Origin of the sequence: Polaribacter gangjinensis (assembly GCF_038024125.1) — a bacterium.
GTDB lineage: Bacteria > Bacteroidota > Bacteroidia > Flavobacteriales > Flavobacteriaceae > Polaribacter > Polaribacter gangjinensis.
The window spans coordinates 1,470,302-1,489,979 of record NZ_CP150662.1 but is presented as its reverse complement, the minus strand read 5'-3'; the positions used below and the strand labels follow the sequence as shown (position 1 = coordinate 1,489,979).

Below are 19,678 nucleotides of genomic sequence, written 5' to 3'. Positions count from 1 at the left end.
ATAGAATTTAAAGACTAGTTCATAAGTACATTCTTATATTTTACAAGTTCTTTTAAAGCAACTCCAGTTCCGCGAACTACGGCTCTTAGAGGATCTTCTGTTACATAAACTGGCAAATCTGTTTTTCTTGATAAACGTTTATCCAAACCTCTAAGCATAGAGCCACCTCCCGCTAAATAAATCCCTGTATTGTAAATATCTGCGGCTAATTCTGGTGGAGTTTTTGATAAAGTTTCCATCACAGCATCTTCTATTCGTAAAATTGATTTGTCTAATGCTTTTGCAATTTCGCGATAAGAAACTTGTACTTGTTTTGGTTTTCCGCTTAATAAATCTCTTCCTTGAACCAACATTTCATCTGGTGGATTATCTAAATCTTCTGTAGCTGCTCCAATAGTAATTTTTATTTTTTCCGCAGTTGATTCTCCAACATGTAAATTATGTTGGGTACGCATATAATACATAATATCATTCGTAAACAAATCGCCCGCAACTTTTACAGATTGATCGCAAACTATTCCTCCCAAAGCAATTACCGCGATTTCTGTAGTTCCACCACCAATATCAATAATCATGTTTCCTTTTGGCTCCATAATATCAATGCCAACACCAATTGCTGCAGCCATTGGTTCATAAATCAAGTAAATTTCTTTGGCATTCATATGTTTTGCAGAATCTCTTACAGCGCGTTTTTCAACTTCTGTAATTCCTGATGGAATGCAAATAACCATACGCAAAGCTGGAGGAAATAATTTCTTTTTGATGGAGGGAATTTGTTTTACAAACTCTTTAATCATTTCTTCAGATGCTTGAAAATCTGCAATCACCCCGTCTTTTAAAGGACGAATTGTTTTGATGTTTTCATGGGTTTTTCCCTGCATAAGACTTGCTTCATGACCAATTGCAATGATTTTACCTGTAATTCTATTTCTTGCAACTATTGATGGACTGTCAATTACTACTTTACCATTATGAATGATTAATGTGTTTGCAGTGCCTAAATCAATGGCAATATCTTCCGTCATGAAATCGAAAAAACCCATAAATTTCTATGTTATTTTTAAATGATGTAATCTTACAAAACTACTAAAATAAATTTGTATTTTAGTTGCTATTTTATTAATGTTTAAAATGCCTAATTCCAGTGGTTACCATTGCTAAGTTGTGCGCATTACAGTAGTCAATACTCAACTGATCTTTGATGGATCCTCCTGGTTGAATCACGCTTTTAATACCTGCATTATCAGCAATTTCTACACAGTCAGGAAATGGAAAAAATGCATCACTTGCCATGGCAGCTCCATTCAAATCAAAACCAAAGTTTTTTGCTTTTTCAATGGCTTGATTTAGAGCATCAACTCTACTTGTTTGTCCAGTTCCACTTGCCAATAATTGTTTATTTTTTACCAAAACAATGGTATTAGATTTGGTGTTTTTGCACAATTTTGATGCAAATAACAAATCTTCAATTTCTGCTGTATTAGGTTTTAAATTGGTAACGTATGTTAAGTGCTCAATAGTATCTGTTATGAAATCTTTATCTTGTACTAACAACCCGTTTAACGAAGTTCTAACCAATTGCTGTGGTAATTTCACGTCTTTTTGCACTAAAATAATTCTGTTTTTCTTTGCCTTTAAAATTTCTAATGCATCCTCATCGTATTTTGGAGCAATAACCACCTCGCAAAATAAATCATTTATTTCATTAGCGGTAGCAGCATCAAGAGTAGTATTTGCAATTAAAATTCCACCAAAAGCAGATACAGGATCACCAGCCAAAGCATCAATATAAGCTTGTTTTAAGGTGTCTCTTTGCGCAAAGCCACAAGCGTTGTTGTGTTTTAAAATGGCAAAAGTGGGAGCTTCACCTTTAAATTCATCCATCAAATTTACAGCCGCATCAACATCTAACAAATTATTGTAGCTCAATTCTTTTCCATTCAATTTATCAAACATCGCATCTAAATCTCCAAAGAAATAGCCCTTTTGATGTGGATTTTCACCATAACGCAATACTTGAGATTGTTGTTCGCTAGCTTTAAAAACCACTTCATCTTCATTAAAATAATTGAAAATAGCAGTGTCGTAATGCGAAGAAACATTAAACGATTTTGCAGCGAATTTTTTTCGTTGTTCTAGGGTTGTAATGCCTTTATTTTCGGAAATGATATTTAAAAATTCTTCATATTGTTCCATAGACGAAACAATAAAAGTGTCTTTAAAATTTTTGGCAGCTGCTCTGATTAATGAAATTCCTCCGATATCAATTTTTTCAACAATATCAGCTTCTGATGCTCCAGAGGCCACTGTTTTTTCAAAAGGATACAAATCAACAATCACCAAATCTATTTGCGGAATTTCATATTCTTTCATTTCAACAATATCTCCTTTGTGATCTTGTCTATTTAAAATTCCACCAAAAATTTTTGGATGTAAAGTTTTTACTCTTCCGCCTAAAATAGATGGATAAGAAGTAACATCTTCTACTGGAATTACATCAATCCCTAGTTCTTTGATAAAAGTTTCTGTACCTCCTGTAGAATAAATGGTAACGTTTAGTTCGTTTAATTTTTGTACAATTGGTGCTAAACCATCTTTATGAAAAACGGAAATTAAGGCAGATTTGATTTGTTTTGAAGTGCTCATTTTATGTAAAGTTGTTAAGCCCGCAAAAGTACACAATCATACCTTGAACCGCAATAAAAAGATAGTAACAAATTTGGTAATTAATTAACAGTCAAAAGAATTTAGAATAAGTTGGCTACTTTTTCACAAACATATTCTAAAAGTATTTCATCATCTTTGGTAAATGGACTCACGGAATGCGAATCAATATCAATTTGACCAATATTTTCGCCGTTTACAAAAATCGGAATTACAATTTCAGATTTTACTTTCCAACCACAAGAAATGTAATTTTCTTGTTCACTAACATCTTGAACAACAAAGTTTTGATTGCTTACAGCTACTTGTCCACAAATTCCTTTTCCAAACGGGATGATGGTGTGTTCAGTTGGTTCGCCAGTAAATTGTGCCAATTTCAACTCTCTTTTATCTCCGTTTTTGAAGTAAAAACCTACCCAATCATAATAGGAAATTTGACTTTCTAAAAAATCACAAATTGCTTGTAGTTTTGCTTCTCTTATTTTTTCAGAGTTGATGATGGTATCAATTTCTTGTTCTAAAAATGCTAAATTCATATTGATAATTTTGAAATGCAAAAATAGTTGAAAATTTGGAGTGATTTTTTTCTGAATTTATTTTAACAGAAAATTTGCATGAAGTTTTGTAAATTTGCAACGAATTATGAAACAGCAATTTATTAAAATTACTTCTTACGCACTTTCATTATTGGTGCTTTTTTCAACGGTATCTTTTACAGTTGAAAAGCATTTTTGTGGCGAATTTTTGATGGATGTTTCATTTTTAGGGGATGCTGATGATTGTGGCATGGATATGGAAAAAGTAGCAACTACCAAGAAAAAAGGATGTTGTAAAGACGAAGTTCATCAAATTGAAGGTCAAGATGAATTGCAACAGTTTTCTTTTGAAGATTTTGATTTAGAAAAACAACAATTTGTTGTCGCTTTTGTACATTCATACCAAGCACTTTTCTTAGAAAAAAGCACCAAAAAGGACTTTTATAAAGATTTCTCTCCACCAGATATTCCTAAGGATTATCAAGCACTTTTTCAGGTTTACATCATTTGATTTTTATTTATTGACTCGTAAAATCTTCTTATTTGAAGATTTAAAACACGTTAATACATTAAAAATCATTTAATATGAAAAAATATATCCTCAGTTTTTTACTGTTTTTTGTTGCTTCATTCCTTTTTTCACAAACCTCTTTTACAGGAATGATTATGGATAAAAACAACCCAACAAATGCTTTGGGAGTAGAAGGCGCAAGCGTTCATTGGTTGAATACCAATGTAAGCGCAATCACAAATAAAAAAGGTTGGTTTACCATTGATTATAAATCAGAGTATAAAAAATTGGTGATAAGTTATGTTGGATTTAAAACGGACACAATAACAATAACTAATTTAGAGCCCATTCATCATTTTCTAACTCCAGAAGGTGATTTAGATGAAATTACCATCAAAAGTAAAAAGAATACCGTACAAAAATCACTTTTTACAACAACCAATGTTTTTACAGTAAATAGTGCAGAGTTGCTAAAAGCAGCATGTTGTAATTTGGCAGAAAGTTTTGAGACAAATCCATCTATTGATGTGAGTTTTTCTGATGCTTTAACTGGAACAAGACAAATCAGAATCTTAGGATTGACAAGTCCGTATTTGTTAATTACCCAAGAAAATATTCCTTCTGTAAGAGGTGCAAGTCAGGTTTTCGGACTCACTTTTACACCTGGAACTTGGGTGGAAAGTATTCAAATTACCAAAGGTGCAGGAAGTGTTGTGAATGGTTTTGAAAGTATTTCTGGACAAATCAATACAGAATTGGTAAAACCATCAACAGACAAAAGTTTCTTTTTGAATGCGTTTGCATCACAAATGGGACGTTTTGAATTGAATACTCATTTCAATAAAAAAGTGTCTGATAAATGGGACACAGGTTTGTATGTTCATGGAAATTATACCGGTCAAAAATTCGATATGAATGACGATAATTTTTTGGACATGCCACTTTCAAAACAACTCAACGTATTGAATCGTTGGCAGTTTACAGACGCTGAAAAAGGTTGGGTGAGTTTTATCAATGTGCGTTTTATGAATGATGAAAAACAAACTGGCGAACTCGATTTTAATCCTGAAATTCACAAAGGAACAACACAATTTTGGGGAAGTGAAATTGATACCAAACGTTTTGAAACTTCTGCAAAATTAGGGTACGTTTTTCCAGAAATGCCCTATCAAAGTTTTGGTTTTCAAATTGCCTATAGCAATCATCAACAAGATTCTTATTTTGGGTTGAATTCGTATGATATTCAGCATCAAAGTGTGTATTCGAATTTGTTATTTAATTCGATTATTGGTGATACTCGTAATAAGTTTAAAACTGGTTTGTCTTTTACGCACGACAATTACGATGAATTAGTAAACCTGTTGGATTTTGGCAGAAAAGAAACTTCTGTAGGTGCTTTTTTTGAATATACGTTTGATAATTTGGATGATTTTTCATTGGTTGCAGGTTTGCGAGTAGATTCTCATAATTTATTGGGAAATTTTATCACTCCACGTTTGCATTTGCGCTACAATCCTTGGGATGATGGAGTAATCAAAGCTTCTTTTGGTAGAGGAAAAAGAAGTGCGAATATTTTTGCTGAAAATCAACAATTGTTTGCAAGTTCAAGACAAATCAATATCGAAAATAACAACGGAAATATTTATGGATTAAATCCTGAAATTGCTTGGAATTATGGGATTTCGTATTTGCAAAAATTCAATATTTTCAATCAAAAAGGAGATATTACGTTTGATTACTACAGAACTAATTTTAGCAATCAAGTAGTTGTTGATTGGGAAAACCCACAAGCGATTTCTTTCTATGATTTGGATGGGAAAAGTATTGCCAATAGTTTTCAATTGGAGGTGAATTATACACTAGCTACCAATTTAGAATTGCGAACTGCCTATAAATATTTTGACATTGTAACGACTTATAAAAGTGGAAATTTGCAAAAACCAATTCAACCACAACATCGATTTTTTGCAAATCTTTCGTATGAAACTGAACCTCAAAATGCAAAACAATGGCGTTTTGATGTTACTTTCAATGCCATTGGAAAACAACGTTTGCCAGATACAAGTTCAAATCCTGCTCAATATCAATTGCCTGAATTTGCTGCCCCTTATCAGTTGTTGAATTCGCAAATCACAAGGGTTTTTTCAGATAGATTTGAAGTATATATTGGCGCAGAAAATTTGACAAATGTGCAACAAAGAAATCCTATTTTAGGAAATGACAATCCTTTTGGACCCAATTTTGATACCACTATTGTATATGCACCCATTTTTGGACGTGCCATTTATACAGGCTTACGATTTAACATAAATTAACCATTAACATAAATAATCATGAAAAAAATCATTGTAGTAATTAGTATTTGTTTGATTGGATTTTCGGTTCAATCTCAAGAAGTAAAAAAAGATAAAAACGCCAAAGTTACCATGGAAGTTGACGGAATTTGTGGCATGTGCAAAAAGCGAATTGAAACAGCATCTTTAAAAACTCCTGGAGTAAAATTTGCTTTATGGGATGTAAAAACGCATCAATTAAATTTGATCTTGGATGAAAATAAAACAGATGTTACTACCGTTCAAAAAAATATTTTAGCAGTTGGACATGATATTATTTTGAGCAAAGACAAAAAATTATCAGCAAAAGAAGAAGCTTACAATGCTGTTCATCCATGTTGTAAATATCGTGATGAAGAAATTATTTTGGATCATGAAGGTGGAATGAAAAAACAAAAAAAACAATAATGTCATGAAAAAAAATCTAATCATTATCGCAATTATTCTTGTTTCAAGTTTTTCAGTTATTTCCTGTAAAAAAGAGAAAACAGCACCTCAAAAAGAGGAAGTGGTTACTGAAAAAGTAGCATATCAATGTCCTATGAAATGCGAAGATGAAAAAACCTATGATAAAGAAGGTACTTGTCCTGTTTGTAAAATGAAACTGAAAGAAAAAGTTTCAGAGGAGGAAAATCATGATCATAAAGATCATTAAAATTATAAAACCGCCTTTATTTCTTATAAATACTGGCGGTTTTTTATATAAACTATAAAAAAAAATTAAAATGAAACATACTTATATTGTAAGTGGTATGACCTGTAATGGATGTAAAGCTAGCGTCGAAAAATCGATTACTTCTTTAGAGGATGTTACAAATGTAACTGTTGATTTAGAGACTGCTGAAGTAGTAATTGAAATGAAAAATCATATTAAGTTATCAAAATTGCAGGAAGCTTTATCATCAAAATATACAATCTCAGAAAAGAAAATTGAAAAAGTAACAATGTTTGATTTATCAAAAGAGAAATCAGAAATTCAACAACTATTTCCGTTGTTTTTGATTTTTGGATATATTACAATTGCAGCAATTATTTCGGCAATAAATCCTTGGAATATGAATGATTTTATGCTCAATTTTATGGGACTTTTTTATATTGTTTTCAGCTTTTTTAAGTTGCTAAATGTAAAAGGTTTTGCAATGAGTTTTGGAATGTATGATCCATTGTCAAAAGTTATTCCGACTTATGGTTTTGTATATCCATTTATTGAGTTGGCTCTAGGAATTTTCTTTTTAATGCGTTTTCAAATTTTTGCTTCGTTAGTAATTACGATAATCATTCTGGGAATTACAACTGTGGGAGTTACAAAATCGTTGTTAGATAAAAAATCGATACAATGTGCGTGTTTAGGATCAGTACTAAATTTACCTATGACCAAAGCTACATTTATTGAAAATTCAATTATGATTTTGATGGCTATTTTTATGATTTTACAGTAGTATTCGTTTGATTTTTATTTATAGCTGTTTGTTATTTTTTTATTTGTATTTGTTTTACAAGTAATTTTCCGAGTTCATCTGTACCCTCTAAATTTAGCAATATAGAATCTATATTATTATCAGGAATTGTAATTTCAAAAGTTGAATTAGCTTCAATTTCTATTCCAGCTTTCCAGAAAATTGCACCATAATCAAGGTATGCTTTTTCAGAAAATGATGGGTATTTTGGAGCATAATACTCTTTTGTTTTGCTAAAGCCAAAAGGCACTACAATTGTTGATGGATCATACAGCTTTTTATCTGTAAAAATAGGTTCGGACAAACTACCATAATCTCTAAACTTTACCATGTTTGATGTTGATACGATTGATTGAAATTCATTGTTAATACCAAAGTTTACATTCCAAGCATTCCCACTTCTATTATTTAAAAAACCATATTTATCAGTTCCAAAATAAAAGCTTTCAATATAATTGTAGTATTTTGAAATCACTTTCATTTGTAGTGCACTATTTTCTTGTTTTTTTTGATCTTGTAGCTTACTTTTAATAATAACATCATCTAACATTATGTAATCATCAAATAAATAGGAAAAATTAGAAAGTTCATTTGGCGTATTAACTAACTCCTTTATTTGATTTTTGTTGATGTTGTCATATATAAATGTGTTTGTGTATGAGATACTAGGACTAATTTTATATAAATTTTCGCCTGATTTTATTCCAAAGTGCAACATCGTATTTTCTGTAATAAAACTGTTTTCTAAGGTGAAATGGTTATTCTTATTAAGAGGAATCGTTAACGCATAGTTTTCATTATTCTCGTCATCAACATACTGCATTTGAACTTGTTGTGAAGGGAGTATTTTGCGATTAAAAGCGAATGTGATGTCAATTCCATTTTCAAATTTAAAATTTTCAGATGGTGGATTAGTGAATATTTGATTCCAATCGAATTTACTCCAACCCTGAGTTAAGAGTAAGAGGTCTAAATCTACTAGTCTGTTTTTTTGTTGTTCATTGAAATAATATGCAGCATTTTCAATATTCCCTTTTATGTAAGGATTTAATAAAATTGATGAAGCAATATTTTTGTCAGGGCGATAAGCCTTTGTGAGAGGTGGTAAAAAAGAACCACTTATAAAAAGTTTTTCAGAGTGATTATTTGTCAAGGTAACTTTTAAAGAATCGTTTATTTTAGAAGTTATTGAGGCTTTAATTGAGTTTGTAAGTAAATTGTTAGTTTCATTGTAGAAAACGCGCTCTAAAATAGGTTTGTTTTCTTCATTAAAAACAGTAATAATATTAATTCCTTTTAAAATGTTGCTTTTTTCAAGTATAATAGCATATACTTTTTTTGATTCATCAAATTTTAAATCATAATGAATGTATTTTCTAGTATTATGAAGCCATATCTTGTAATTTTTTCCGTGAATATTTTGAAGTGTTTTTGAATTTGTAAGGATATTGACAATGACGTTTTGGTTTTTTTCATCATTGATTAAGTTGAGAGTGATTCCTAATTTTTTTACAACAGGTGTAATAACTTCAATTCTCTCGCCACTTGGCAGTATTGCCTCAAAGATATATTTTTGATTTTCTTTAAACGGTAAAAATGCTTCACCTAAACCAAAGGAGTTGGTTTTAAATACATCAATTTCTTTTCCGGTTTCATCTTTAATAGTTCCTTTTGAAATCTCAATACCTTTGTTATTTGCATCTTTAAGCAAAATTCCAATTCTATTAAAAGTATTGGCAACAATATGTCCACCTTCGGGAAATAATTGAAAATCAAAAAAGGAATCTTTTTTGATTTTTTGAGCACTGGTTTCTCTATTTTTTACCACAATAATTTTTTGGGAAAACGAAACATCTTCATTAAAGTTTCTCATCCAATTTGTAGAGGCTTTGATAAAATAAGAAGCATTTGTAAAAGAGGAGTCAATTTTAAAGTTTCCTTTTCCAATGCCATTTTGAATATGAATGAGTTTTTGTTTTTTTAATTTACCCGATTCATCAAACAATGAAACATATAAATTTGAGGTTGGATTATGTAGTTTCTGAGAGTTTTGCTCAAAAACATAAGCCTGAAACCATATATTTTCACCTTGCAAAAATGAGGTTTTATTAAGATGTAAATGCGGAATTTCACGAACTTTTTTAAAATAGTTATTATAGGCACTATCAATTTTTTGAACAGATTGGCTTTGTATACTTACATTAAAAAATAGGATACACGTAAAAAGAAAGTTTTTTAAATTCATAGCTTAAAATTAAAATTTAATACTAAATAGAAATGCAATTTGATTGCTTATTTTTTCTTTAAAGAATCAATAAATATTTCTGTATCAATTCCTGCTCTTACTCTTTTGATGGTTTTAACATCTTTCATTCTCACTTGATCAATAATGTAAAGTCTATTGATGCCTTCACCAAATATTATTTCACCATTATAAAAAATAGTTGTTAAACTTGGACTTGCATAACCAAATGATTTCGTGCTTCTCAAGTTTTGATTCTCGTAACTTCCTCCATTTGAATTTCTCTGTTCTTCAATCATTTTTGATAATTTATCATTGCTAGATCTAGCATCTCTTGTTAAAAATTCAAGTAATAATTGATTTTGTTTGAATTCACCATCCACATTAATAATGTCGAAAGCTTTTTTATCAGTATCCTTTTTTTCTCTTGTGCTGAAAGAGTAAAAGATAGTAAGGTAATGATCGCAAATAGGTAGTTTCTTTTTTTCATAATGTTTTGGTGTTTAGTTTAAATCATTGAAAAATTATCAATAATTATGCCTAAAATTAAAAAATACAATAAAAAAATCCGTTAGAAATTTTCTAACGGATTTTTGTAAATAAATATTTTGATGATTTTTACATCATTCCTGGCATTCCACCACCCATTCCTCCTGGCATTGCAGGAGCATCTTCTTTGATGTCAATTAAGGCACATTCTGTAGTTAAAATCATACCAGCAACAGAAGCAGCATTTTCTAAAGCGATTCTAGTTACTTTTTTAGGATCAATAATTCCAGCTTCTAACATGTCTACATAAGCGTCTGCTTTAGCATCATATCCAAAGTTCTTTTTACCTTCCAACACTTTGTTAATAACTACTGAGCCTTCACCACCAGCATTTTCAACAATAGTTCTTAAAGGAGCTTCAATAGCTTTGTTTACGATTTGAACTCCTGTAGTTTCATCTAAATTAGAAGTTGTTAAACTTTCTAATACTTTTTTAGCACGCACTAAAGCAACTCCACCACCTGCAACAATTCCTTCTTCAACTGCAGCTCTTGTAGCATGTAATGCATCGTCAACTCTGTCTTTTTTCTCTTTCATTTCAACTTCAGATGCTGCTCCAACATACAATACTGCAACACCACCAGCCAATTTCGCTAAACGTTCTTGCAATTTCTCTTTGTCATAATCAGAAGTTGTAGTTTCGATTTGCGCTTTGATTTGGTTTACTCTTGCTTTGATGTTTTCTGCATTTCCAGAACCATTTACAATGGTAGTGTTGTCTTTATCAACAGTTACAGTTTCAGCAGTTCCTAATAAATCTAACGTTGCATTTTCAAGTGAAAAACCTCTTTCTTCCGAAATTACAGTTCCACCAGTTAAAATAGCAATATCTTCTAACATTGCTTTTCTACGATCGCCAAAACCAGGAGCTTTTACAGCTGCGATTTTTAATCCTCCACGTAATTTATTTACTACTAATGTAGCCAATGCTTGTCCGTCAACATCTTCAGCAATAATTAATAATGGTCTTCCAGATTGTGCTACAGGCTCTAAAATTGGAAGGATTTCTTGTAAGTTTGATATCTTTTTATCAAACAATAAAATATAAGGATTGTCTAAATCAGCAACCATTTTATCAGCGTCAGTAACAAAATATGGAGATAAATATCCTCTGTCAAATTGCATTCCTTCAACAACGTCCACATAAGTGTCCATTCCTTTTGCTTCTTCAACAGTAATTACACCTTCTTTACCAACTTTTGAGAATGCTTTTGCGATTAAATCTCCAATAACATCATCATTATTTGCTGAAATTGCAGCAACTTGTTTTATTTTTTCAGAAGAGTTACCAACTTGCTGTGATTGTTTTTCTAAATCAGCAACGATTGCAGCAACTGCTTTGTCAATTCCGCGTTTTAAATCCATAGGATTTGCTCCTGCAGCTACATTTTTCAATCCTTCTTTTACAATTGCTTGCGCTAAAACTGTAGCAGTTGTAGTTCCATCACCAGCTAAATCATTGGTTTTTGAAGCTACTTCTTTTACCATTTGCGCTCCCATATTTTCTAAAGGATCTTGCAATTCAATTTCTTTTGCAACAGAAACTCCGTCTTTGGTTACAATTGGAGATCCAAAAGATCTTGAAATAATTACGTTTCTTCCTTTTGGACCTAAAGTTACTTTTACTGCATTTGCTAATGCATCTACTCCACGTTTTAATCCATCACGTGCTTCAATATCAAATTTTATATCTTTTGCCATTTTATTATAAATGTTTAATTGTTTAAAAGTTTATTTGTTTTACTGTTTACTGAAACTGTAAACTGATTTTTTAGATAATTGCTAAAATATCAGATTCACGCATCATCAAATAATCTTTTCCTTCTAATTTTAAGTCTGTTCCTCCGTATTTACTATACAAAACAGTGTCACCAACTTTTACGGTTAATGGCTCGTCTTTTTTTCCATTTCCAATGGCAACAACAGTTCCTTTTTGAGGTTTTTCTTTTGCATTGTCTGGAATGATAATTCCTGAAGCGGTTTTTGTTTCTGCTGGAGCAGGTTCTACAAGAACTCTGTCTGCTAAAGGTTTAATGTTTACTCCCATTTTTTATATAAATTTTAGTGATTTAAATATTTTTTTCAGTTTCTAGATTAGTCAGAAACTATGCCAATTTGATGAAACTGACATTTTTTCGTTGATTCTCTTTTTTGATTTTCTGAATGGTAAAAAAAAATGCCAACGTGTCATTTTCGTTGGCATTTTTTTGTCTAAAAACGGTAGCTTATTTCAGCGTATCGTTTGTTGTATTTGTAGTTTTTGGAGCAGTTGACTCAACTCCATCTAAAGTTTTGTCTAATTTAAAATCTTTCTCTCCTTCTCTTGGAATGGCAAAATTCGCTAATAAAATCAACGCAAACATTGCAATTGCCAATGTCCAAGTTGTTCTGTCAAGAAAATTATTGGTATTTTGAACACCTCCTAAAGTTTGTGCTCCACCACCAAAAGAAGAAGATAGTCCTCCTCCTTTAGGATTTTGTACCATCACAATTAATATTAATGCAACAGCTACAATCAAAATCAGAATTAAAAATGCGGTATAATTCATTGTTTGTATTTTTGTAAAATTTGTACTCTTTTAATTTGGTCTGCAAAGAAACCACTTTTTTCTGGATATTTCAAACTTAAAATTCGGTAAGCTTGAATTGCATTTTCATATTTTTTTTGTTCTAAATATACTTTTGCCAAAGTTTCGGTCATTAAAGACGAATCTGGTTTGGTCTCTTCAACCGTAACTATGATATTTTTGTCTTTTGGAAGTGGAATTATTTTAGGATTGTTTTGAATAAACTTTTCGATAATTTCTTCTTTTTCAGGTGCAATTTTTGAAGCTGTATTTTCTATTCTTTCAATTGGTTTTTTTGAGGCTAATTGCAGCCATTGATTGAAAGAATAAGTCTCAGAACTTTTAAAAGAGATAGGTTTTCCAATCGATAGTTTTTCTTCTATTTCTTCGGATGAATTTTCAATAATTGATGTTTGTTGAATCTCTTGAACTTCTATTTTTTTCTCTTCAGAAATCTTTTCTTTAAGTTGTTGATGAATGTCTTTTTGGGGATTATCAAAATTAGCAGCTGTGATAAAATCAAACAAAACAGTTCTATCTGTGGTATAAGCTGCTGTGATTTTTAGTTCGTTATTGTATTTAAAACTTTCTTGATTTTTTAATCCTTTCAAATACAAAGCTCTGGCTGATTGAAAATATGGAAAAGCATCAATAATCCCTTTTAATTCAGCAGTTTCTACCTGTTGAATTGGGCTATTTTTTTGCAATATGTCTAAAAAACTTCCTTTTTTCATCTGCTTAGATTTTTACCATTTTGCTACAGAAGCGTTGAAAATATCTTGTGTAATTCGTTCAACAATTTCATCTAGTGCATTTTCTAAAACAGCTCCTGTTAATTGCGCATTTGCATCATAATCTGAATAAAATGAAAAGGTTTTCTCGAAATTATCTTTTTCAACCAGCTTGTTTACAAAACGGACATTTACAGAAACTGTCAACCTGTTTTGAGCGGCAGTTTGATCTGATGTACCACTCATTGGAGTTACTCTAAAATCAGTAATTTCTCCACTAAAATGCAAATCTCCATTAGCGTTTGTCAATGTTAAATTGGTTTGACGTGTAAATAAATCTTGCAAATCGTTTGTAAAACGCTGTGTTAAAGCAGGTTCAACTAAAGGGGCTTGATTTGGAAAAAAATCAATTTGAATGGTTTTGGCATCTCCAGTATTTCCACCAGTAAATGAATAGGCACCACAAGCAATCATTAGCAAACTTGTGATTGCGAAAATGGAAATATATAGTAGTTTTTTCATGCTATCAGTTTAAAATTCAAAATTCAAAATTTAAAGTTCAAAGCTTAACCTTGAATTTTAGACTTTAAATTTTGAACACTTTATAAATCGTATTGTTTTATTTTTCGATACAACGTTCTTTCAGAAATGCCCAATTCTTTCGCTGCTAATTTACGTTTATTATTATTTTTTTCTAAAGAACGTTTGATCATTTCGATTTCTTTGTCTTGTAGGGATAAACTTTCGTCTTCTTCAATGGTCTCAATGAAATCATAATTTTTTTCAACAGCGACTTTTTGTGGGATGTTTAACACCTCAATATTCGAACTTTTTGGTTCTTTATTTCCGTAGATTTTTTCAATCAATTGATGATTTTCTTGCTGAACTTCTTCAATATTCTCATTGTTCAATAAATCTAAGGTCAATTTTTTCAAATCGTTGATGTCATTCCGCATGTCAAATAAAATTTTGTACATGATATCACGCTCATTTGAAAAATCATTTTCTTTTTTTGAACCTCCAATAATTGCGGGTAGATTTCCTTTATTGTCAGGTAAATATAGTTGTAATTTTGATGCAGAAATGTTTCTACTTTCTTCAATTACAGATATTTGTTCTGCTAAATTTTTTAGTTGACGAATGTTTCCTGGAAAACGATAATTTAGTAAAACTTGTACTGCATCATCTTCTAATCTTACAGCTGGCATTCTGTATTTCTGAGCAAAATCCGAAGCAAATTTTCGAAATAATAGGTGAATATCTTGATTGCGTTCTCTAAGTGCAGGAAGATGAATTTCTACAGTACTCAATCTGTAATATAAATCTTCTCTAAAACGTTCTTTTTCAATTGCTTGAAACATGTTTACGTTGGTGGCAGCTACAATTCTTACATCGGTTTTTTGCACGATGGATGAACCTACTTTTATAAATTCGCCATTTTCTAAAACACGTAATAACCTTACTTGAGTTGTTAAAGGCAATTCACCCACTTCATCTAAAAAAATTGTACCCCCATCAGCCACTTCAAAATAGCCTTTCCTGTCTTGAGTTGCGCCAGTAAAAGCCCCTTTTTCATGTCCAAATAATTCACTATCTATAGTTCCCTCAGGGATTGCTCCACAGTTTACAGCAATGTATTTTGCATGTTTTCTGTGTGATAATTGATGTATAATTTTAGGAATATTTTCTTTTCCAACACCACTTTCACCAGTAACCAGCACAGAAATGTCAGTAGGAGCAACTCTTACAGCTTTCTCCAAAGCCATATTGAGATGCACATCATTTCCTATGATGCCAAAACGTTGTTTTAATGCTTGTAAATCTTCCATAAGCCCCTTTTAATTTCCCCAAAGAGGAAAAATACTAAACTTTATATTTTGTTTTTTTACAACTGTTACTTTCTTTTTGGGAAGGAAATGATGGGATATTAGTTATTATCAGAATATCCAACAGCAGTTCCTCTTAAAGTAGCAGAGGTGCAATCTTCTACTTTTACCATTACAAAATCTCCTAATTTATAATGTTCTTTTGGAAAAACAATCACTGTATTTTGGGTATTTCTTCCTTTCCATTCATTCGGATTTTTCTTAGAAACGCCTTCAATCAACACTTCTTCTACTTTTCCTAAATGTTGTTGTGTTCTAAACAATGCGTGCTTTTGTTGTAAGGCAATCACTTCTTCTAAACGTCTTTTTTTCACTTCTTCAGGAACATCATCAACCATTTTTTTTGCTGCTAAGGTTCCTGGTCTTTCAGAGTAGGCAAACATAAATCCGAAGTCATATTTTACGTATTCCATCAAATTCAATGTATCTTGATGATCTTCTTCTGTTTCGCCACAAAATCCAACAATCATGTCTTGAGACAATGCCATTTCTGGAATTATTTTAAAAATATTATCCACCAATTGCATGTATTCTTCACGAGTATGTTGTCTGTTCATGGCTTTTAACATTCTGTTACTCCCACTTTGTACAGGTAAATGAGTGTATTTGCAAATATTTTTGTGTTTTGCCATTACTTTAATTACATCCAAACTCATGTCTTGTGGATTGGAAGTTGAAAAGCGAAAACGTGTTTTTGGAAATTCGGTAGCACACATGTCTAACAATTGAGCAAAATCAACTGCAGTAGCTTGCGCCATTTCTGATGCTTTATTGAAATCTTTTTTCAAACCACCACCAAACCAAAGGTAACTGTCAACATTTTGTCCTAATAAGGTAATTTCTTTGTAATTGTTGGTGACCATACTTCTAATTTCTTCTATGATACTCTGTGGATCGCGACTTCTTTCACGACCACGTGTAAAAGGAACCACACAAAAAGTACACATATTATCACAACCTCTTGTAATAGAGACAAATGCAGAAACTCCGTTTGAATTTAAACGAACTGGAGATACATCACCATACGTTTCGTCTTTTGATAAAATGACATTTACAGCATCTCTTCCAGCTTCAATTTCTTCTAGTAAATTGGGTAAATCTCTATAAGCATCTGGTCCAACAACCAAATCAACAATTTTTTCTTCTTCTAAAAATTTTTCTTTCAAACGTTCTGCCATACAACCCAAAACACCCACTTTCATGTTTTTATTGATTTTTTTAACAGCATTGTATTTTTTTAAGCGATTGCGAACTGTAGTTTCTGCCTTTTCGCGAATAGAGCAGGTATTTACCAAGACTAAATCAGCTTCTTCTAATACTTGAGTAGTATTAAATCCTTGATCAGCAAGAATTGAGGCAACAATTTCACTGTCATTCATATTCATTTGGCAGCCGTAACTTTCGATGAATAATTTCTTTGTATTACCTTCTCTAGATTGTGTTACAAGTGCTTTACCTTGTAGTCTTTCGTCAATTACTTTTTCAACAGATTCCATGTGTTCAATTTACCTTTAAATGGTTTGCAAAGATACAACCAAAATTCGTTTTCTATGACAAATTGGCAGAAAAAATATATGTGTCTTTTGTTAAATCGAAACGAAATTTTAAGAATAAATTTGAATTAAAAAAAAACTACATACTTTTGCAGTCCATAATGAAACACTGAAACAGCGTGTTTTTAGCTACAAATCAAAAAAAATGGCAAAAAATTTAGTTATTGTTGAGTCTCCTGCAAAAGCAAAAACCATTGAAAAATTTCTTGGAAAAGATTTTCAAGTTGAATCCAGCTATGGGCATATTGCAGATTTACCCTCTAAAGAAATTGGAATTGATATTGAAGGAGATTTCTCACCAAAATATATAGTTTCTGATGATAAAATAGCATTGGTTGATAAACTAAAAAAATTAGCTGATAAAGCTGATACAATTTGGTTAGCGAGTGATGAGGATCGTGAAGGAGAGGCAATTGCATGGCATTTAAAAGAGCAATTAGAATTAAAAGATGCCAAAACAAAACGTATTGTTTTTCATGAGATTACTAAAAACGCCATTCTAAAAGCCGTTGAAAATCCGAGAGACATTGATTATAATATGGTGAATGCTCAACAAGCACGAAGAGTGTTGGATAGACTTGTAGGCTATGAATTATCACCCGTTTTATGGCGAAAGGTAAAAGGTGGTTTGTCAGCAGGAAGGGTGCAATCAGTAGCTGTAAGATTGATTGTTGAAAGAGAAAGAAGCATTCAAGAATTTGTTTCAGAAACCTATTATAAGGTTATTGCTGAATTTTTAAATTCTGAAGGAAAAACATTTAAAGCAACCATTCCTAAAAATTTTGATACAAAAGAGGAAGCACAAGAATTTTTAACATCTTGTAAAAATGCTATATTTTCTATTGCTGATTTATCAAAAAAACCAGCAACAAAATCGCCAGCTGCACCATTTACAACATCAACCTTGCAACAAGAGGCATCTAGAAAATTAGGTTTTGCTGTTTCAAGAACCATGCAAGTTGCACAACGTTTGTATGAAGCAGGATTGATTACTTATATGAGAACAGATAGTGTAAATTTATCTGTTGAGGCCAGAAATGCTGCTGCCAAAGAAATTACCAATTATTATGGAAAAGAATATAGTTTTCCGAGAGTTTTTAAATCGAAAGCGAAAGGTGCTCAAGAAGCTCACGAAGCAATTAGACCAACAAACATGGAAATGCATGCTATAGATGTTGAAAGTGATCAAGACAGATTGTACGATTTGATCTGGAAAAGAACTTTAGCATCGCAAATGAGTGATGCGCTTTTGGAGAGAACCAATGTAAGAATCGAAAATAATGCAAATGATAAAATTTTCACAGCAAATGGCGAAATGATTCAGTTTGATGGTTTTCTAAAAGTATATTTAGAAGGCAATGATAATGAGGATGAAGAGCAAGATGGCATGTTACCAAACTTATTCGTTAATGAAAAATTAGGCTATCAATATATCAACGCAACTCAGCGTTTTTCAACGCCACCTTATCGTTTTACAGAAGCATCTTTGGTAAAACAATTAGAAGAATTAGGTATTGGACGTCCTTCAACCTATGCACCAACAATTTCTACCATTCAAAAAAGAGGGTATGTAGAAAAAGGTCAAAATGAAGGAGAATTAAGAGAGTATGAACAAATCAGTCTGAAAAAAGGAACTGTTTCTAGTAAAATTTTATCAGAAAAAACAGGAGCTGATAAAGGAAAATTAGTTCCAACTGATATTGGAAATATCGTAAACGACTTTTTAGTAGCCAATTTTTCATCCATTTTAGACTTCGGATTTACCGCAAAAGTAGAATCGTCTTTTGATGACATTTCAGAAGGAACAGAAAATTGGACAGCCATGATTCGTGATTTTTATAAAAAATTCCACGATAATGTAGAGGATGTAAAAGAAAATGCGGAAAGAGAAAGTGGTGAGCGAATCTTAGGAGTGCATCCTGAAACAGGAAAAACAGTTTTAGTTCGTTTAGGAAAATTTGGTGCAATGGCTCAAATTGGTGCTCCTGATGATGATGAAAAGCAATTTGCAAGTTTAAATCCTGATCAAAATTTAGGAACAATTACTCTAGAAGAAGCGCTTGAATTATTTTTATTGCCTAAAACATTGGGTAAATTTCAAAATGAAGATGTTATTGTTTCTAACGGACGTTTTGGACCTTATGTGAAATTCGGAGATCTATTTGTTTCTTTAGACAGAAATGAAAATCCTATGGAAGTGGATTTAGAAAGAGCCAAAGAATTGATTATTGCCAAACAAAAAGCTGATGCTCCAGTTGCCACTTACGAGAATTTACCAGTACAAAAAGGTGTTGGACGTTTTGGTCCTTTCTTAAAATGGAACAATATTTTTATCAATGTATCTAAAAAATACGATTTCGAAAACTTATCAAAAGGAGATATTGTTGAGTTGATAGAAGATAAAAAACAAAAAGAGCTAGATAAAGTAATTTACGACTGGCAAGATGTTGGTATTGTAGTTGAAAAAGCAAGATGGGGTCGTTTTCATATCTTGAAAGGAAAAATAAAAATTGAGTTGCCAAAAACTACCAACATCGAAAAGTTGACCAAAGAAAAGGCAGTTGAATTAGTAGAAGCAAAAACGCCAAAGAAAAAACCAGTAAAAAAGAAAGCGACTGCAAAAAAGAAATAAGGATTTACTATCTTGCG

18 protein-coding genes are annotated in these 19,678 nt (G+C 31.6%); 6 read left to right on the top strand and 12 right to left on the bottom strand.

The features are described 5' to 3' along the window. Positions 1-14: 14 nt before the first annotated feature. The 3 genes from WHA43_RS06670 to WHA43_RS06660 form a co-directional block, all read right to left on the bottom strand. Complete coding sequence (locus tag WHA43_RS06670) at positions 15-1,043, bottom strand: rod shape-determining protein (protein WP_105046317.1); 1,029 nt, start codon at positions 1,041-1,043, stop codon at positions 15-17. A 76-nt stretch (positions 1,044-1,119) separates the two neighbouring features. Further along, positions 1,120-2,646 carry a bifunctional phosphoribosylaminoimidazolecarboxamide formyltransferase/IMP cyclohydrolase gene (purH, locus tag WHA43_RS06665; protein WP_105046316.1) on the bottom strand — a complete coding sequence of 509 codons (1,527 nt, stop codon included), beginning with the start codon at positions 2,644-2,646 and terminating at the stop codon, positions 1,120-1,122. Between the two features lie 101 nt (positions 2,647-2,747). Beyond that, a complete protein-coding gene (locus WHA43_RS06660; protein ID WP_105046315.1) occupies positions 2,748-3,200 on the bottom strand; it encodes a GAF domain-containing protein in 453 nt (150 codons plus the stop codon). Between the two features lie 106 nt (positions 3,201-3,306). On the opposite strand from WHA43_RS06660, the gene WHA43_RS06655 reads away from it, so the two are divergent. From WHA43_RS06655 to WHA43_RS06635, 5 genes are all read left to right on the top strand, one after another. Next, positions 3,307-3,711 (top strand): HYC_CC_PP family protein, encoded by a 405-nt coding sequence (locus tag WHA43_RS06655; RefSeq protein WP_105046314.1) that lies wholly within the window; start codon positions 3,307-3,309, stop codon positions 3,709-3,711. Positions 3,712-3,785: 74 nt separating this feature from the next. Continuing rightward, complete coding sequence (locus WHA43_RS06650; RefSeq protein ID WP_105046313.1) at positions 3,786-6,026, top strand: TonB-dependent receptor; 2,241 nt, start codon at positions 3,786-3,788, stop codon at positions 6,024-6,026. Positions 6,027-6,044: 18 nt separating this feature from the next. Then, complete coding sequence (locus WHA43_RS06645) at positions 6,045-6,452, top strand: heavy-metal-associated domain-containing protein (protein ID WP_105046312.1); 408 nt, start codon at positions 6,045-6,047, stop codon at positions 6,450-6,452. A 4-nt stretch (positions 6,453-6,456) separates the two neighbouring features. After that, positions 6,457-6,699 carry a heavy metal-binding domain-containing protein gene (locus WHA43_RS06640; protein WP_105046311.1) on the top strand — a complete coding sequence of 81 codons (243 nt, stop codon included), beginning with the start codon at positions 6,457-6,459 and terminating at the stop codon, positions 6,697-6,699. Between the two features lie 70 nt (positions 6,700-6,769). After that, positions 6,770-7,483, top strand: coding sequence for a heavy-metal-associated domain-containing protein (locus WHA43_RS06635; protein WP_105046310.1), 714 nt, complete (start codon positions 6,770-6,772; stop codon positions 7,481-7,483). A gap of 31 nt (positions 7,484-7,514) precedes the next feature. Here the strand turns inward: WHA43_RS06635 and WHA43_RS06630 are convergent, their stop codons facing one another. The 9 genes from WHA43_RS06630 to miaB all read right to left on the bottom strand — a co-directional run bounded on the left by WHA43_RS06630 (position 7,515) and on the right by miaB (position 16,972). Next, on the bottom strand, positions 7,515-9,746 hold the full coding sequence (locus WHA43_RS06630; RefSeq protein WP_105046309.1) for a hypothetical protein: 2,232 nt from the start codon (positions 9,744-9,746) through the stop codon (positions 7,515-7,517). A gap of 47 nt (positions 9,747-9,793) precedes the next feature. After that, positions 9,794-10,126 (bottom strand): hypothetical protein, encoded by a 333-nt coding sequence (locus WHA43_RS06625; RefSeq protein WP_105046308.1) that lies wholly within the window; start codon positions 10,124-10,126, stop codon positions 9,794-9,796. A 235-nt stretch (positions 10,127-10,361) separates the two neighbouring features. Beyond that, entirely contained in the window at positions 10,362-11,993 is a 1,632-nt protein-coding gene (gene groL, locus WHA43_RS06620) for a chaperonin GroEL (RefSeq protein ID WP_105046307.1), read from the bottom strand. A 70-nt stretch (positions 11,994-12,063) separates the two neighbouring features. Continuing rightward, positions 12,064-12,339: a co-chaperone GroES gene (locus WHA43_RS06615; protein WP_105046306.1), complete on the bottom strand. Its 276-nt coding sequence runs from the start codon at positions 12,337-12,339 to the stop codon at positions 12,064-12,066. Positions 12,340-12,517: 178 nt separating this feature from the next. Continuing rightward, positions 12,518-12,841 carry a preprotein translocase subunit SecG gene (gene secG, locus WHA43_RS06610; protein WP_105046305.1) on the bottom strand — a complete coding sequence of 108 codons (324 nt, stop codon included), beginning with the start codon at positions 12,839-12,841 and terminating at the stop codon, positions 12,518-12,520. After that, complete coding sequence (locus WHA43_RS06605) at positions 12,838-13,593, bottom strand: hypothetical protein (protein ID WP_105046304.1); 756 nt, start codon at positions 13,591-13,593, stop codon at positions 12,838-12,840. The genes secG and WHA43_RS06605 overlap by 4 nt, the downstream gene beginning before the upstream one ends. A gap of 12 nt (positions 13,594-13,605) precedes the next feature. After that, positions 13,606-14,112 carry an LptE family protein gene (locus WHA43_RS06600; protein WP_105046303.1) on the bottom strand — a complete coding sequence of 169 codons (507 nt, stop codon included), beginning with the start codon at positions 14,110-14,112 and terminating at the stop codon, positions 13,606-13,608. A gap of 80 nt (positions 14,113-14,192) precedes the next feature. After that, positions 14,193-15,419, bottom strand: a complete 1,227-nt coding sequence (locus WHA43_RS06595) for a sigma 54-interacting transcriptional regulator (protein ID WP_105046302.1) — start codon at positions 15,417-15,419, stop codon at positions 14,193-14,195. A gap of 98 nt (positions 15,420-15,517) precedes the next feature. Then, positions 15,518-16,972, bottom strand: a complete 1,455-nt coding sequence (gene miaB / locus WHA43_RS06590; protein ID WP_105046301.1) for a tRNA (N6-isopentenyl adenosine(37)-C2)-methylthiotransferase MiaB — start codon at positions 16,970-16,972, stop codon at positions 15,518-15,520. Positions 16,973-17,174: 202 nt separating this feature from the next. Between miaB and topA the strand changes: the two genes are divergently transcribed. After that, positions 17,175-19,661, top strand: a complete 2,487-nt coding sequence (gene topA / locus WHA43_RS06585) for a type I DNA topoisomerase (RefSeq protein ID WP_105046300.1) — start codon at positions 17,175-17,177, stop codon at positions 19,659-19,661. Positions 19,662-19,678: the final 17 nt, after the last annotated feature.